This is a genomic window from Dolichospermum sp. DET69, from assembly GCA_017355425.1.
In the GTDB taxonomy this organism is placed as follows: Bacteria; Cyanobacteriota; Cyanobacteriia; order Cyanobacteriales; family Nostocaceae; genus Dolichospermum.
On the sequence record CP070233.1, the window covers coordinates 2,740,756 to 2,755,189 of the forward strand.

The 14,434-nt window shown below is 40.5% G+C and carries 7 protein-coding genes and 2 pseudogenes; 3 read left to right on the forward strand and 6 right to left on the reverse strand.

Annotated features, from left to right (window positions below; translation table 11 throughout):
* Positions 1-648: 648 nt before the first annotated feature.
* Positions 649-1,806 (reverse strand): annotated as a pseudogene (locus tag EZY12_12565) (SdiA-regulated domain-containing protein).
* Positions 1,783-6,363, reverse strand: a pseudogene (locus tag EZY12_12570) (ExeM/NucH family extracellular endonuclease). Before EZY12_12570 ends, EZY12_12565 begins: the two co-directional pseudogenes overlap by 24 nt.
* Positions 6,364-7,507: 1,144 nt before the next feature.
* On the opposite strand from EZY12_12570, the gene EZY12_12575 reads away from it, so the two are divergent.
* On the forward strand, positions 7,508-8,083 hold the full coding sequence (locus tag EZY12_12575; GenBank protein QSX70311.1) for a Uma2 family endonuclease: 576 nt from the start codon (positions 7,508-7,510) through the stop codon (positions 8,081-8,083).
* Between the two features lie 214 nt (positions 8,084-8,297).
* Here EZY12_12575 and EZY12_12580 read toward each other — a convergent pair whose 3' ends face one another.
* From EZY12_12580 to EZY12_12590, 3 genes are all read right to left on the reverse strand, one after another.
* Positions 8,298-9,044, reverse strand: a complete 747-nt coding sequence (locus EZY12_12580) for a creatininase family protein (protein ID QSX70312.1) — start codon at positions 9,042-9,044, stop codon at positions 8,298-8,300.
* 111 nt (positions 9,045-9,155) lie between these two features.
* The gene (locus EZY12_12585; GenBank protein ID QSX70313.1) at positions 9,156-9,371 is read right to left on the reverse strand and encodes a DUF2839 domain-containing protein; all 216 of its coding nucleotides are present in this window, start codon (positions 9,369-9,371) and stop codon (positions 9,156-9,158) included.
* Positions 9,372-9,457: 86 nt separating this feature from the next.
* Positions 9,458-11,005 (reverse strand): ATP-dependent DNA helicase, encoded by a 1,548-nt coding sequence (locus tag EZY12_12590; protein QSX70314.1) that lies wholly within the window; start codon positions 11,003-11,005, stop codon positions 9,458-9,460.
* 114 nt (positions 11,006-11,119) lie between these two features.
* Between EZY12_12590 and EZY12_12595 the strand changes: the two genes are divergently transcribed.
* On the forward strand, positions 11,120-12,073 hold the full coding sequence (locus tag EZY12_12595; protein ID QSX70315.1) for a M48 family metallopeptidase: 954 nt from the start codon (positions 11,120-11,122) through the stop codon (positions 12,071-12,073).
* A 69-nt stretch (positions 12,074-12,142) separates the two neighbouring features.
* On the opposite strand, the gene EZY12_12600 is transcribed toward EZY12_12595, so the two are convergent.
* Entirely contained in the window at positions 12,143-13,069 is a 927-nt protein-coding gene (locus tag EZY12_12600; GenBank protein ID QSX70316.1) for an AAA family ATPase, read from the reverse strand.
* Between the two features lie 307 nt (positions 13,070-13,376).
* On the opposite strand from EZY12_12600, the gene EZY12_12605 reads away from it, so the two are divergent.
* Positions 13,377-14,249 carry a Uma2 family endonuclease gene (locus tag EZY12_12605; protein QSX70646.1) on the forward strand — a complete coding sequence of 291 codons (873 nt, stop codon included), beginning with the start codon at positions 13,377-13,379 and terminating at the stop codon, positions 14,247-14,249.
* Positions 14,250-14,434: the final 185 nt, after the last annotated feature.

Below are 14,434 nucleotides of genomic sequence, written 5' to 3' on the forward strand. Positions count from 1 at the left end.
ACCAAACCAAACATTGACGAATTTAGCCTTCGTAGTAGCGAGATCGGAAGTTTCCAGGAAGATCACAGACTCCCCAGCAGCAATGGTGGTGATGCCACTCAAAGCAACTGATAAGGCAAAGGAGTTTGAGTTGTCGTCCATCTTCCAGCCAGTTATGTTCACAGCACTGGAGCTACTATTTGTTACCTCGAACCAATCTGCCGCAACGGAGCTATTACCGCTAGACCAAGCTGATACTTCAGAGATAATCAGCGGAGAAGAAGCTTCATTTAAATCGTTTACAGCTAAAGTAAAGGCGGTGGTTGCATCAGGTGTACTGCCAACGGTTGTGTCGTCTACATTGACATTGATTTTGTAGCTGGTTTGGGTTTCATAATCTAGAGTAGTTCCAGCTTTGAGATACAATTCTCTGCCAGAAATCTCAAAGAAACTGGCATCTGCTCCAGTCAGAGTCAGGTTATTTGTTCCCAGAGCGTCATCACTGATGATAATGTTGCCGACTTTGATGCGGGTCGCCGTACTGGTATTTTCCGCGAAGCTGGCATTAGTGATATTCAAACTAACGGCAATGGGAGCTTGGTTTGTATAGGTAAAATTAGCCGGTGCATAAACCCAAACCTGTGGGTGATCGATGTCACCGCCGCCATTTTCACTGACTACATAAAGCAGTCCGTTGTTATCCATTGTCAAACCTTCATACTGCTGGTCTGCAACGGACAATGGATTACCTGTATCGGATGTAATTGTCAGGGAACTGGAGATATTTCCAGAACGATCTATATTGACAATCTTGCCTGATTCTTGACTGAGTACCAGCAGTTTGCTGTAATCGGGTAATCCGTTCAGGAAGGACAGATTTGACAATGCGTAAACATCAGCGAAGTCTGCAAGGTTAGCTAATGCTGGATCAAAAAGGTTAGTGGAGTTAACTGTAGTAGATGAACCATTGGTAGCAGTACCTGCGGCAAAATCAATGCCAGTTTGAAAAATCCCTTGTGGTGATATTTCCTTAACTGCGATGAATCCACCTGTCAAGGGGTCATAAGATATGCCTTCAATCCCAATGTTTCCGATTGTCGTACCAAGCTTGACAGTTTGGACATCGCTCTTAGTCAGGGTAGTACCTGGAGCATAAGTGAATAAGTTAGCCTGGCGATCGCGCTCTTCTACTAATACAAATTTACCACCACCGACATAAGTAAGTCCTTCTAGATCATAGAAGGCTGTTCCTTGAGGACTGGTTCCCAGAGCCAAGGTCATGGAATTGATTAATTGCCCGTTCTTGGTTACTTGAACGATGGATCTACCACCGTCACCAACTACAAACAGAGTATCAGTATCCCAGTTGTAGGTAACAGCAGAAGCTTCTTGAGCCAATAAACTGTTGGCAGGTGCTGTACTTCGTTTGGGTTCTGGCAGATCATACCGACCAATGCGGGTATAGGTGGATAAATCCACGTTCTCAACTTTTTGATCCTGGAGGGTTAGAGTATAGGCAGTAGTAGCATCTGGTGTAGAACCGACGCTGCTATCATCCACTGCTACATCAACGTTGTAAATGGATTTGGTTTCATAGTCCAATACTGTGTTGGCTTTGAGATATAACTCAGTTCCAGATATCTCAAAGAAACTAGCATCCGTCCCAGTCACACTCAGAGTATTTGTTCCCTTTCCATCATCGGTAACGGCAATGTTTGCCACCTTAATCCGTGTTGCAGTGTTGGTATTTTCTACCAAAGTGCTGATGGTGTTGCTGAGAGTTACCGCTGTAGGAGCTTGGTTGCTATTAAGATTCAACCCAATAATTACGGGGTCGTGGTCGGAAGTACGGAATTGATTAGCACTATATAAACTGCTGATTTGTCCCGTTGACTTGAATTCGGTATTGTAGTCCAGCACACTGGGTTCATCGGCATTGATGTGCCATTTATCGGCGACCGTTACTTGTCCTGCTAAACTCGAATTTCCTAAAGCATGATCAAGAGCACCTACTTGACCATCAAAGACGTAGGAATAGGAACTATTTGGCAACAGATTTCCATATCCTGCACTGGCCAAGGTTGTCAGTGGGTTTTCTTGGGCATAAGCATTAAAATCACCAAGCAACAGATAATCAGGATCAGTTGTACCTGTGGGATTTGTCCCTAACCATGTTGCCAAATCTTGTGCTTGACGAGTCCGAGTCCCATTAGACAAGCCTTGACCGTCCCCAGCATCAGCATCACCAACACCACCGGAACTAGAACCTTTAGATTTGAAATGATTGACAACGGCAGTAAATCTTTCACCATTGGCAATTTGTTGGAATGTCTGCGCTAGAGGTCTGCGTCCCACTAGATCAAATGCTGCTGAATATCCAACAGTCATGGTTGCGGCAGAGCCAACTGGGGTAACTTGGCTGGCTTTGTAGATAATGCCAACAGTAATGGCATCAGTGGAGATATTGGTTCCTGGATTAATGAAGCTATAAGTTCCAGCACCAGCAACTGCATTCAATCCATTGACTAAATCTTGAATCGCACTGGTAGATCCAAAACCATTATTTTCAATTTCATTCAGTCCTAAAACATCAGCACCAGAGTTGATGATGGCTTGAATCGTTTTGTTGCGCTGACGGGTAAATTCAGTAGCAGTGTTTGCACCACGAGGCTCAAAAGTGAGTCCGTTCGGGGTGTTAATGTTGACATTTGTGTCTAAGTCGTTAAAGTAGTTGAGAACGTTAAAACTGGCAACTTTTAGGGTCGCACTACTACCTAAATCTGGTGGTGTATCAGGGCGGGGATTGCTGGCTGTAAAGTTAACAGGTGTGTTAGTTTGGATGCGATAACCTTCAAATCGCTGGTCTAAAATTCCTGTAATGTTATTTACGGTGTCACCACTGCGTAAGGTATTAGTAGCACTGAGAGAATTACCGCCACGACCAAAAAGAATTGGGTCTAAGTTTTGTGTACCGCTACCGTCATCAAGATAGATCTTGCGTTTGGCAAGTTCGGCTAGATAGGCAGCATTTCCACTGACGCTAGGAGCGTTAAATTGGGTGTATTGGTCAAGTCGAGCATCTGTTCCAGTTTGATTGCTTGCACCTGTAGCAGCCAGAACTACTTGTCCATAACGTCCTAACTGGTAATTTTCGGTAACGGTGAGGTCGCCGCTGCCAGCACTGATATTAACCAACATTCCTTCGTAGCGTTCTAGGTCGCTGACGCTATTTACAGGTAACTGGATATTTGTAACTGTCGGTAAAGTGCTTGCACCTAAATTGACAACGCTGGTAATGCTAGAAAGTTGAGTTAAGCTGCTACCTGTAGTTCCAGTGGTAAATTCTCCAGCAGTTCCAGTCACGCGGACTTTATCGCCTACATTGCCAGTAAATAATCCTGATGGGTCATAAACAAAGATAGCTTCTGAAGTGGTAGCGTCGTTATCAGCATCAGCATCTTCTTCTTGAACATAGAAGCCATTGAGTTTGGTAGAACCTTGGAAAGCGCGGGTAACAATACCTTCAATGGTTTGTGTCCCTGTCAACGCTGCTGTTGTACCGCTACCTTGAATGTCGTGGATGTAAGTAGGTACTTTAACTTCAAATATTGCAACGGTTTTACTAACTTCGCTGGCAGTTACTAACAGGGGTTTACCTGTGGGACTGTCTGCTGCGGAAATAAAAGTTAATCCTTCAGTGCCAGTATCTTCCGGCGTGTTGATGTACTGGACAAATGTTGGCTGATTAGGATTGGTTACATCATAAACAACTACGTCCCCTGTACGTTCTAGACCTATAAAGGCATAGGTAAGACCGTTAATAACTCCAACTACAACACCTTCTGGTTCTGGTCCTTTGTTATCGCTACGAGTGTTAAAGGTTGCGGCTGTACCATCGGAGTTAAAGAGGGTGGGTGTTTTGGCTGCGGTAATTTGTTCAAGTTGATCACCACTATCAAAAACCTGTGTCCCGTTAGCATTCCAAATGGAGAAGGAACGCGCCCCAAATGATTCTATCCGATCAATATCTCCATCTCCGTCAATATCACCTGTGGCGTTAGTGAGTTGCAATCTTCCCAAATTGGCGTTTTGTTTAAGGGTGGTTGCATTGGGAAAAGCTGTTGGATCTAATACATATCCGGCTGCACCAACCCGAATTTCTTCGTTAAATCCTGTATAGGCACGAGAATCACCTTCGTTAGCAGTGATGTAGTAGGCTTGTCCGTTGATGCTGAAGCTGGCGATCGCATCTGGTTGATATAATCCAAATACAGGCCAGTTCTGAATATTAATCCCACCATTGATGGTGCTATCCTGATCACTGGCATCTATGCCATTACCAGGGAGATTATAATTCTTTGCACCCAAAGGTAAAATTTGGGTAATAGTCGCACTGGCAATATCCAGAATAGCGATCGCATTATTTTCCTGTAAAGTAATTGTTGCTGTTAAACCGTCTGGGGATACAGCAATGTATTCTGGTTCTAAATCTTGGGCAACCGTTGAACCGGGTCCAGTAATTCTCACACCAGCCGCTTTTAAGGATGCAATCTGACTGTTAAAGCTGGTGAAATCAGCAGTTTGGACTGTAGCGCTGGCAACACCACCAGCTATGTTAATGATACTAACAGAACCTTCTGGATCAACGGAGTTGCCTTGTCCGTAGCTGTTGGGTTCACCTTCATTAGCTACTAATACCTTTGTGCCGTCGGGTGTAAAGGTGAGCATATCAGGCAATGCACCCACATCTACAGCATTGATAAAGCTACCATTTCCAGCATTAAAGAAGGCAACTTTACCAGTTAGTTGGGCAAGGGTTGTACTGTTTTGCACTGCATAAGCTACAGCAACAACGCCATTTTTTACTGCCACGCTGTTGGGAATTAATACTGTACCCGCAGAAGGTATAATTGTAGGAGTTAAACTACCAGCTAAAGCGAGAGTCCCTGTAGTGCTGACGGTATAAAATTCAATGGTATTGCCAGCAACGACGAATAGCCGATTACTTCCCGAATCAAAAGCCGATATTTCTGCACCATTAGCACTGGTAGCACCACCGACTTTAGTTAAAAAGCTGTTGTTGTTGTTGGTAATGGTGATATTTTGGGTAGTCGTCCCACCCAAACTTAGACCTGTAGAGGGATTAGAAATAGTTAATGTGGCGGTTTCTGTTCCTTCAGCTATAGCGTCATCAGCAACAATGAAGTTAACTGAACCTGTGGTTTGTCCACTGGGGATGGCAATTGTGGGATTGCTGAGGTAGTAATCACTGGTGGTGATACCTGTTCCTGATACTGCCAATGCAACAGTTTGATTACTAGAAACTGCACTAGAAGCCGTTGCTGTGACGGTGATTATTGTTGTTCCTGCTTCTGTACCAGCGTTGGAACTTACAGATAAGTTAACTGTAGGTGTTGCAGGAGTATCGTTATCAGCGATAGCAATATTTTGAGATGTAGTGCCACCTAATGTAATTCCAGAAGAAGGGCTACTGATGGTTAATATTGCGGTTTCTGTTCCTTCTACTAAAACATCATCAACCACAGTAAAAGTAACAGAACCTGTGGTTTGTCCATTGGGGATAGTAATTGTGGAATTGCTCAGGTTGTAATCCCCTGCGGTGATGCCTGTTCCAGTTACACCTAAGTTAACTGTTTGGTCGCTGGAAACTGAACTAGAAGCTGTAGCAGTGACAGTAATTACTGTTGTACCTGCTTCTGTGCCAGCATTGCTACTGACGCTTAGGTTAACTGTAGGAGTTGCTGCGGTGATCGTGAAATTTGTAGTATTTGGAACAGTGTTAGTATAAGTACCATCATTTTGATCGACAGTCCAGTTGGCAACATTAAAGACTGAGGATTTATAATTTGCAAAGCTTGATTGTCCAGTTCTAGAGCCAGTATATTCACCATAGTCAGCACTAGTTCTTAATAATATCGCGTTAGTTCCAACTGTTAATCCTGCATTTGTAATTGGATCGCCAGGAGTTACAGTATCTCCTGATGATACAGCAGTTAAAATCTTAGTTGGACTAGCCGCGCTAGAGCCAAGAAAAGCGTAGACAATTTCACCACTTGCAGAGAGACCATAGTTAGTGCTATTTGAGACTGTAGCACGAGAGAGAGTTCCAACTGATGAAGCAAGCAATGTAGAACTATCAACTGCACTAAAACGAATTACCGTACCAGCACTTATTGTACTAGTTCCTGATACCCATTGTAAATAAGATTCACCAGTATTAAAAGCTGTGGTGCTAGTAGCTTCGTTATCTGTGAAATAAATACTTGTATTTGGATCTATGTCTACAAATGTGACAATCGCCCATCCATCTTCATCGGCATTGAAGGATATAAATGCAATATCCCCTGTTGTTAAAGTTGCCATAAATAAAATTCCCTAGAATTGTAGTTGTGAGAAAACTTAGTCTCGAATTGGATACGACTACTTTTAGTAATCATCCCAAATTACTCCTACTTTTTGATTTGCTATGTGATATTCTCGACTAGCGAGTTATATCAACAGAAATCAGAGTCATGTTGTTTTAAAAAGCAAAAAACAACTGCAAAAACGAGCTTTGCAGTTTGAGAGAGCGATCAGTGTGCCGATATTCGTAATTTTTGGTAAAAACTATTAATTAGGATGATAAAATTTTTACCAAACTATTTAGTAATTTATATTAAAAACCTTAAAAACAAGCTATGAGATAGTTAAAACTAAGTTAAATAACATTTTTATTACGTAATTCATTAAAGACACCCTATTTTTTAACCATAATTATTGATTACTATATCTTATACAACTTAATGAAAAGGTTTAAGTAATATGACAGAATTAATTACACAATGTTATTGCGAATGCAGCAAAATGAAGCAATCTCAGTTCTTGCCATTGCTTCGATACACCTTGTTTCGCTGGCAATGACTGTTTGCAAAGAATTGGGTGATTGAAAGCTGAATGAATTTGTAGGGGTTTAGAGGATGAATGAACAAGTTTTTAATGTATAAACAAACCCCTCTTGTAAACCTTTCTCCGAAGCGGGGAGAGGCTTTGAAACCCCCCTTCCCTCCTAGGGAAGGGGGGCAGGGGGGTTAGGTTTTTGGAAATTATCGGTTTCATCTAATACTTTTCAAACAACCTCTTAGCAGTACTGATATGTGTCAACTTAACGTAAAATCATGGATCACCTGGGAATGAATTCCCAGTCTAATAGCCAAAGTTATCTAAAGATAACTAAATATAAAAAAAATCTTTAGTCCACTTCAGTAGACTTTGGTTATTATACTCAAAACGGCTAGAAGCTGGACTTTTTTATCATACAAAGAACCAAGTTCAAAGTCTCTCCAATCATAAAAGCTGCTCCTTTTCCCTCCCTTGTAGGGGAGGGTCAGGGAGGGGTGCGGGGAGAGGTTTACAAGAGGGGTTTCATATTTGGTTAAACTATGAACCGTTTGCAGTATACCCTTGAAATATGGCTTACGCCACGCTACGCTCACGCGAACAACCCAACCTACAAATCAAGCATAAAAAAATGATTGTTTCACCCGAAATCTATATTACCCCAGAACAATACTTGGAACTGGAAGAAAAAAGCCCCATTAAACACGAATATATTAATGGTTATATTTACGCAATGGCTGGCGCACTTGATCCTCATGTGACTATAGCTCTAAATACAGCAATGCTACTGCGGAATCATCTCCGTGGGTCTGGTTGTCGTGTTTATATTTCTGATATGAAAGCCCGAATTGAATCTTTAAATCGTTTTTATTATCCTGACGTGATGGTTACTTGCGACCAAAAAGATCAAGCAACACCTGGATATAAAAGATTTCCCTGTTTAATTATTGAAGTGCTTTCTAATTCTACCCAAAGTTTCGATAGAGGCGATAAATTTGCAGATTATCAAAAACTAGATACTTTACAAGAATATGTTTTAATTAATGCTAAAAAGCAAAAGATTGAATGTTTCCGTCGCCAAAATGATGGACTATGGCTATTACAAAATTATACAGAAGAACAAACAGCTTTTAATTTCCAAAGCATTAATTTTGAAGGTAAAATAGCTGAATTATACGAAGATGTGAGTTTTGATTTACTTTCCTAAGAGTCAGATTAGAGAACTCCACAAAAAAAATTATCCAATCTTGTGGGATGGGCATCTGGTCCCTCCTTGTATTATTAGGGGACCAGATGCCCGCACCACAAGAAATTTTAGGATATTTTTTTTAGTTGGAAGTCTCTTAAATAATGAGGTGGATTAAAAAACCCACCCTGATTTCTTCAAGTCTAACTAAAGATAAACTGACACATTTATATTTTTACTCGGCTTTCACAAATTCCAAATATCCTTTACTCAATTCTTCTACAGACAAATCATAAAACTGTTTACCATGTTCGGGAGTTGCTAAATCTGGATTTGAACCCATGCGGCCATCTGGATAACGGGAACGAAAATCAACAGCACTATAAATTTTATGTCCACCAGCAATTTCTGGAGAAAGATAGGCTTTTTTAATTGCTTCTGGATAAATATATTGAGTAACTGCTACTTCACTAGGAGTAGCATGAGAACCTTCTTGATCACCATACAATTCTTTGGCAAGTTTGTACACAGAACCACCCATAAACCAATTAGCAATTTGACATTGTACTTTTGCAAAATTGGGAATTTGTAAATCTTCTAAATGAGCATAAGTTTCAGAAAAAGCAGCTTTGAGGGTAGCGATATTTCCCCCATGTCCATTGATAAAATAGAACTTGGTAAAACCAGCTTTTGTTAAACAAGTGAGATAATCTTTTACTACTAAAATTAAGGTGCTAGGACGCAAACTAATTGTGCCTGGAAAGGCAGTATGATGTAGTGCCATTCCTACATTAATTGTTGGTCCTACCATTGCTTGTGTTGCTTCACCTACACCTTTTGATATAGATTCTGCACAAATTGCATCAGTCCCAATTAAACCAGTTGGTCCATGTTGTTCTGTCGAACCAATTGGTAAAATTATTCCTTGAGATTTTTGTAGATAAGTTTCAACTTCCGGCCAAGTGCTTAAATGTAAGAGCATTTTGAAGAATTTAGAATTTAGAAGGAAAGAAATAAGGAAATAAGGAAAGAAGGAAAGAAGGAAGAAGGAAAAAAATTACCTAATGACAACTGACAACTGACAACTGACAAATTAACCAACAATTTCCCACCAATGGAAAGCGGGACCAATAAAGCGGATTATTATCCACGCGACAACCATCATGCCAATGCCTATCCAAGCACCACGAGTAGTGATAGCTACAAATTGTCCAGCTTGGGTTTTAGTGATGGGAACCCAAGGTAATATTTTTGTAGTGTCTTCCCCGTATTCTTCTGGTGAGTTTTTACGGCGTTTTGCTTCACCCATAATTTTAATAATTTAGTTTCTTCAGAGTGCAATTTAAATTTTAATAGAAATTAGCCATGAAAAATGAATAACGCAAAAATATTGAATTAAGCAGAATCATCCTCATTATGAGCAGAAAATAAACTAGGATCAAGATAGTTTAAGCGGGCTAAGGGACTGAGAGCGGAGAGAATTTGCACGCCATAGCTGCGGTTAACGACACGACTATCTAGTAAAGCGACAATACCTTGATTTTCGCGTACAGGTGCGATCGCTCTTTGTAATTCATTCATGGCTGTGGGTAACAAGTACAGACGAAACCAGTCTTGGTGCGATCGCTTATAATGAGCTACTCTACCAGCGACCAAAGGATTTTCTAAAGATGGTAAAGGTAAAGTGGCAATAATTAACAATCTGGGTGATGGTAAAACACTTTGATTTTCTCGCCAAAATTCCCAACCAGTAATCAAAATGCCGTTTTCATCTAAACAAGTTTTTTCCACCTGTACCCGTGAACCAAATTCAGAAGCTAAAATTGCCCCTACCCTAGCCTTTAGCGGCACATCTCCGATTAATATTACAGTCATTCCCGGTGCAGTTGCACTCAAACAGACCAAAGTGCGAACTTGATGAATTAAGGCTGGTTGAAATTCCGGTGTATTCGGTAAAGGTAACTTATAAGGGACATATAATTGAATTGCTTCCCCTTGACTATCAGCGGCAAACTTTAAGCAAGTAACATCTTCTAAACCCAAACGTTGACGGAAAAGAGGCGCTTCCGTTTCGGGTTCTAAAGCACTACCAATTAATACTACAGGTTGACGTTGCCAAATGGGGGCGAGAATTTTACCCAATTCAATGGGAGCATAATTTAAAGAAAATAACCCTTGACGACGGGCAATAGTAGACCAAAACAGGGGATACTCGGCAGAAGAATCTTCTAGATTTGGGAATTGTTGCCAAAAATTTCGCCAAGCATCTGGGAGATTATTTTTATCCAAAGCCAAATATAGACGTTGTAAAATCTCAATTTCCGGCTGGGAAATTAGATAACAGTGATATGGATTTTCTGGATGCTGAAATAATTCGTGAGTGAGTTGTACTTTAGCTTCCCGAATTATGTCCGCTTCGTAGGGATAAGCCAGCATTAAATGATCCCAATCTTGGGGTTGAATCGTTTGCGTAAGCTGAGAACGCACCCACTTTTCTAAATCGTCAACACCATCAATAATTGTGGGAATATTGGCAGGAAATGAATTGTTATCAGCTAATTGTCCTTTTAACCAAGCTTCAGGAGAAGTCAACAGCAAACCCTGAAAATCAGGACTTGGCCAAGTGTCACCGGTTCTAATCGGCTTATTCGCTGGTAGCCATTGCTGTAGTCGGGGAATTTCTACCTTTAACAACCGTTGTTGTCCAGTTTCCGAAGCGACAATAATTACAGAACCATGCCACATTAAGGCAGAAGCGATAAAACTGGTGCGATATCGCCCTTGATGTCCACAAACTGCCCCTACTTGAATTAAAGCACTACGCCCCAAACGCAAAGCGCGTGCCACCAATCTAGCCATTGTCAAATGATGTGGCCAGGAAGGGAAACCCGCCTGCGATCGCAGGAAGTTATGTAATGATAAATGAACTTCTGCTTCAATCACGCACTTTTAATTCCATAAAAATTTGTCAGTTGTTAGTTGTCAGTGGTCAGTTGTTCGTTGTTTTATCTTTAACACTAACCAATCACAAATTACAAATTACCTCTTCCCTAAATTATGCCAAGTTATCCAGGAATTTCCAGCGAAGCCTTTAGACATCCATTAGATCGTCAAGCAGAGGAAGCTTTACGCAGTTTACCGGGATTTGATTTAATCGCCCGTAAGTTTGTGGAATTTGTCTATGAACGCCCTCAATTTGTCTATCTCATGGGTAACTCCATTCAAGTTGGCCCCCGCCAATATTCCACCATTTACCAGATATTCCGGGAATGTGTCCGAGATTTGGACATCAGTGGTGAACCGGGATTATTTATCGCTCAAGATGCCCAAGTTAACAGTTATGCGCTAGGACAAGAACATCCTTACATAGTTGTCAACACGGGGTTACTAGAGTTACTCAATGAAGATGAACTGCGGACGGTGTTAGCTCATGAACTGGGACATATTAAATGTGGTCATACTATTTTAATTCAAATGGCGATGTGGGCGATGAATGCCGCTTCTGTAATTGGTGAATTAACCTTTGGTTTAGGTAATTTTGTCAGTCAAGCCTTGATTTATGCCTTTTTTGAGTGGAGACGCAAAGCTGAGTTATCGGCAGATAGAGCGGCTTTATTAGTCATGGATGATTTAAACCCAGTTATGTCATCTATGATGAAACTGTCTGGAGGTAGTAACAAATATGCCCATGAATGTAGTTTACAAGAATTTATTCAGCAGTCGGAAAAATATCAGGAACTAAATGATGATGGGCTGAATCAAGTATATAAATTTCTGCTATACAATGGCGCACAAGGAATGATGCTAAGTCATCCTTTTCCGGTTGAGCGCTTACATTATTTACGCGGTTGGGCAGTATCAGAAGAATATCAGCAAATTAAAAAAGGAAACTATCAGCGTTCTGCTGCTGGCTCGGTTAATGTTACACCAGAAACACCTGATTATGAAGCGGAAACACTACGCCAAGAAATTGAAAAATTACAAGCAGAAATTAACAAAATGAGAAAATAAATCACAAGAGGGGCAACCACAGGGGGATTGCCCCTACTCCTGTTCGGGGATCTGAAAATCTGAATTTAATCAACTTTCTGTCTCGCAATCAGGAACACCTTCTCTAAATACTCGACTAGCAAGAATATCTACTGCTTCAATGGTAATTAAATCTTGCTTGTTTAAGAGTTTACCACTGCTTAATAAACGATTTGCTTGACGTAAACGCGCTCTATCTATAGCATTACGCACACTTCTAGCATTAGCAAAATGGGGCATAATTTTCCGTTTAATTAGATATTCGCGGAAGGCTTTTTCAGCATCGGGACTAAAGCAATAGTTTTGCGCTTGAACTATGGATTGGGCAATAGTCATTAAACTATCAACACCATAATCGTTAAATTCAATATGTAGTCCAATGCGGGAATTCATCCCTGGATTACTGTGAAAAAATCTGTCCATGTGGTCTTTATAACCAGCCAGAATGACGACTAAATCATCACGCTGATTTTCCATGACCTGCATGAGAATTTCTATGGCTTCTAAACCAAAATCTCCTGGATAATCTGGACGGTATAAAGTATATGCCTCATCAACTAATAAAACTCCGCCCATGGCATTATTTAATACTTCCCTAGTTTTTGGCGCTGTTTGCCCCATACCTTGCCCAACTAAGTCATCTCGCGTCACCAACATGACATTTTCTTTACGGATATATTCTAACCGGTAGAGGATTTCTGCCATTCGCATGGCTACGGTGGTTTTACCCATACCGGGATTACCCAAAAATGTCATGTGTAGACTGGGCGCACCTGCATTTAATCCCAAACCTTTGCGGATACGGTCAACTAACAATAAAGCTGCCATTTCTCTAATTTTGTTTTTGACAGACTTTAAACCAACTAACTCCTGGTCTAATTTATCCAGAATTTCTTGAATATGAGATTCTTGGAAAGCTGCTTCCAAATCTATTCCATCATTTTGATCTATTTGTTTTTCTAATATCTTTTCCGTCATGACTATCACCTTTGCTAATGAATTTGATGATAGCGTTAAGTCGGGAAATATAAAAGAACATAATGTTTATATGTCCGATACATTTTTCTTTCTTATCAATTCCTGAGTTTAGTCATAGAGAAAACATTATGGCAGGAAAAGCCATACAGTAGGGATGCGTTAGTGCCAGCGTAACGCACCGTTAATCGAGTTTAAGGTGCGTTACGGCTATGCATAACTCACCCTACGAATACTTAGAGTTTTCAATATTGAAATGTTATTACTATATATAATAGAAATAGAAATTCTATCTTTAGGATTGTCAAAAATGTATCAAATAGACCCACCACTTTCTCCTAAAGAAACATTACCAACAATGTATGATCTTCCTAGCGAAGACCCGGAGGAACCTGGTTTGCCAGATCAATTTCATCTATTACAACCACAATTATTAGCAGACACATTCCAACCAGTAAATTATCCCAGTCAAGAGATATTTACAGGAAGTGATCTAAATCTTTACTATGATTTGCGTCATCCTTCATGGTATAAACGCCCAGATTGGTTTGCAGTTGTCGGTGTTTCATCTCTGTACGAAAAGAGGGATTTACGGTTAAGTTATGTAGTATGGCAAGAAGCAGTTAATCCTTATATTGTCGTTGAATTACTTTCACCTGGAACAGAAAAGGAAGACTTGGGAAAAACATTAAGAGATGTCGAAAAACCTCCTGGTAAATGGGAAGTTTACGAACAACTTTTAAGAGTCCCCTATTACGCCATTTTTGATCGTTATAAATCTAAATTTAGAATGTTTCAGTTAAATGGCGCTCGTTATACTGAAGTAAATTTATCAGATTTGCGTTTTTGGCTTCCCGAAATAGAATTAGGTTTAGGAGTGTGGCAAGGAAGTTATAAAAATGTGGAAATGCTTTGGTTACGTTGGTATGATCAAGACGGTAATTGGATTTTAACTCCCACAGAACAAGAAAGGCAAAAAGCTGAACAAGAACGACAAAAAGCTGAACAAGAACGACAAAAAGCTGAACAAGAACGACAAAAAGCTGAACAAGAAAGGCAAAAAGCTGAACAAGAACGACAAAAAGCTGAACAAGAAAGGCAAAAAGCTGAACAAGAACGACAAAAAACAGAAAGATTAATTGCCCAACTGCGAGTGCTTGGCGTTGAACCTGATTTAGACTAGATGCAATCTCTCATCCTCTCGTTCCCAGTCTCCGGCTGGGAATGCCCTATAGAGGCTCTGCCTCAGTTTTGATGCTAAAATAAAACGACCACTTATTACGAAGAAAGACATCAATACAGGTTGATTTGATTGATTTGTGAGGTTTGAGGCAGAGCCTCTTGAAGGCATTCCCAGTCAGAGACTGG

Excerpts from the sequence above, each read along its gene's own strand:
- EZY12_12575 (QSX70311.1), top strand. The coding sequence starts at position 7,508 with ATGATTGTTTCACCCGAAATCTATATTACCCCAGAACAATACTTGGAA.
- EZY12_12595 (QSX70315.1), top strand. The coding sequence starts at position 11,120 with ATGCCAAGTTATCCAGGAATTTCCAGCGAAGCCTTTAGACATCCATTA.
- EZY12_12580 (QSX70312.1), bottom strand. The coding sequence starts at position 9,044 with ATGCTCTTACATTTAAGCACTTGGCCGGAAGTTGAAACTTATCTACAA.
- EZY12_12600 (QSX70316.1), bottom strand. The coding sequence starts at position 13,069 with ATGACGGAAAAGATATTAGAAAAACAAATAGATCAAAATGATGGAATA.
- EZY12_12585 (QSX70313.1), bottom strand. The coding sequence starts at position 9,371 with ATGGGTGAAGCAAAACGCCGTAAAAACTCACCAGAAGAATACGGGGAA.
- EZY12_12605 (QSX70646.1), top strand. The coding sequence starts at position 13,377 with ATGTATCAAATAGACCCACCACTTTCTCCTAAAGAAACATTACCAACA.